The organism is Streptomyces sp. NPDC006430 (genome assembly GCF_040612395.1).
Lineage (GTDB): Bacteria > Actinomycetota > Actinomycetes > Streptomycetales > Streptomycetaceae > Streptomyces.
Genome location: NZ_JBEXQA010000103.1, coordinates 1 through 1,817 on the forward strand (window position 1 = coordinate 1; position 1,817 = coordinate 1,817).

Genomic DNA, 1,817 nt, shown 5'->3' on the forward strand with positions numbered 1-1,817 from the left:
GAGTGGCCGCCGAGGGCGAAGAAGTCGTCGTCGACTCCGACTTTCTCCACTCCGAGGACCTGGGCGAATGCCTCGCACAGTGCCTCTTCCTCGGGGGTCGACGGGCCCCTGCCCGAGTCCGCCGTGACGACGTAGTCCGGTGCCGGCAGGGCCTTACGGTCCAGCTTCCCGTTCACCGTCAACGGCAGCACGTCCAGGACCACGACCGCCGACGGCACCATGTAGCCGGGCAGGCGCTCCACAGCGAACCGCCGCGCCACAGCGGAAACTCCGTCGCCCTCACGCACATCCCCGACGTCCGCCACCACTACATACGCGACCAGACGCTTGTCACCCGGAGTGTCCTCACGCACGACCACCGCCGCCTGAGCAACCCGCGGACACGCAGCCAGAACCGCCTCGACCTCACCGGTCTCGATCCGGAAACCCCGGACCTTGACCTGATCATCCGCCCGGCCCACGAACTCGAGCTCACCGCCGGCAGCCCACCGCACCACATCACCCGTGCGGTACATCCGCTCACCGGACCCCGCATAAGGAGAGGCCACGAACCGTTCCGCACTCAGCCCAGAACGGCCCAGATAACCACGGGCCAGACCAGCCCCCGCCACATACAACTCACCAGACACACCGACCGGAACCGGCTGAAGCCACCGGTCCAGCACATACAGCCGCAGATCAGGAATCCCCCGCCCGATGACACTCGGGGCACCCTCCACAGCCGCGGCCATGTCCAACGGCGCATGTGTGACGTGCACGGTGGTCTCGGTGATCCCGTACATGTTGACCAGCCGCGGCGCGTCCTGCGGGTGACGGGCATACCACTCCCGAAGCCGCGCCGGATCCAGCGCCTCACCACCGAACACCACCGTCCGCAAGGCGAGCCCCTGCCCCAGCCCCGGCTCCAAAGCCTCAGCCCGCATCAGCTGATAGAACGCCGACGGCGTCTGATTGAGAACGGTCACCCGCTCACGCACCAGCAGCCTCAGGAAGTCCTGCGGAGAACGCGACACCCCGAACGGGACAACCACCAGACGGCCACCGTGCAGCAGCGCACCCCACAGCTCCCACACCGAGAAATCGAACGCGAACGAATGGAACCACGACCACACATCACCGGCCCCGAACTCGAACCAGTGCCCCGTCGCCCCGAACAACCGCGTCACGTTCGCGTGCGTCACCACCACACCCTTGGGCCGACCCGTCGACCCCGACGTGTAAATCACATACGCCGGAAGCGCCGCCAACAGCGCCCCACCACGCTCCACATCCAACAACGGCGCCACACCAAACCCGGCCAACTCCCCTACGACAGACGGCTCATCAAGAACCACCCTCTGAGCGTTCTCGGGCAGCACCCCAGTCTGCGCCTGGCAGGTCACCACCACCGCAGCGGCCGCATCCTCCAGTACGAAGGCGATCCTCTCTGTGGGATAGGCCGGGTCGACCGGCAGGTACGCAGCCCCTGCCTTCAGCACGCCCAGGAGCGCCACGACCAGGTCGGCGCCGCGTTCCAGGCACACGCCCACCACGGACTCCGGACCGATGCCCTGACCGACGAGGTGGCGCGCCAGGCGGTTGGCCCGGGCGTCCAGTTCGGCATACGACACCTCGACGCCGTCGTCGACAATCGCGACCGCGTCCGGCGTCCGCCCCACCTGCGCCTCGAACAGCTCCGGAATCGTCCCCGCCGGCACCTCGGTGGTCGTGCCGTTCCACCCCACCAGCAACCGCTGACGCTCGGCCTCGTCCAGCACCTCCACCCTGCTCAAGGGCCGGTCCTCACCACCATCCAGCGCCTCCTCCAGCGCCACCAC

At 68.0% G+C, this 1,817-nt stretch carries 1 protein-coding gene; it reads right to left on the reverse strand.

The features are described from left to right. A partial coding sequence (locus ABZZ20_RS36775) for an amino acid adenylation domain-containing protein (RefSeq protein ID WP_356877400.1) occupies window positions 1-1,817 on the reverse strand: 1,817 nt, incomplete at both ends.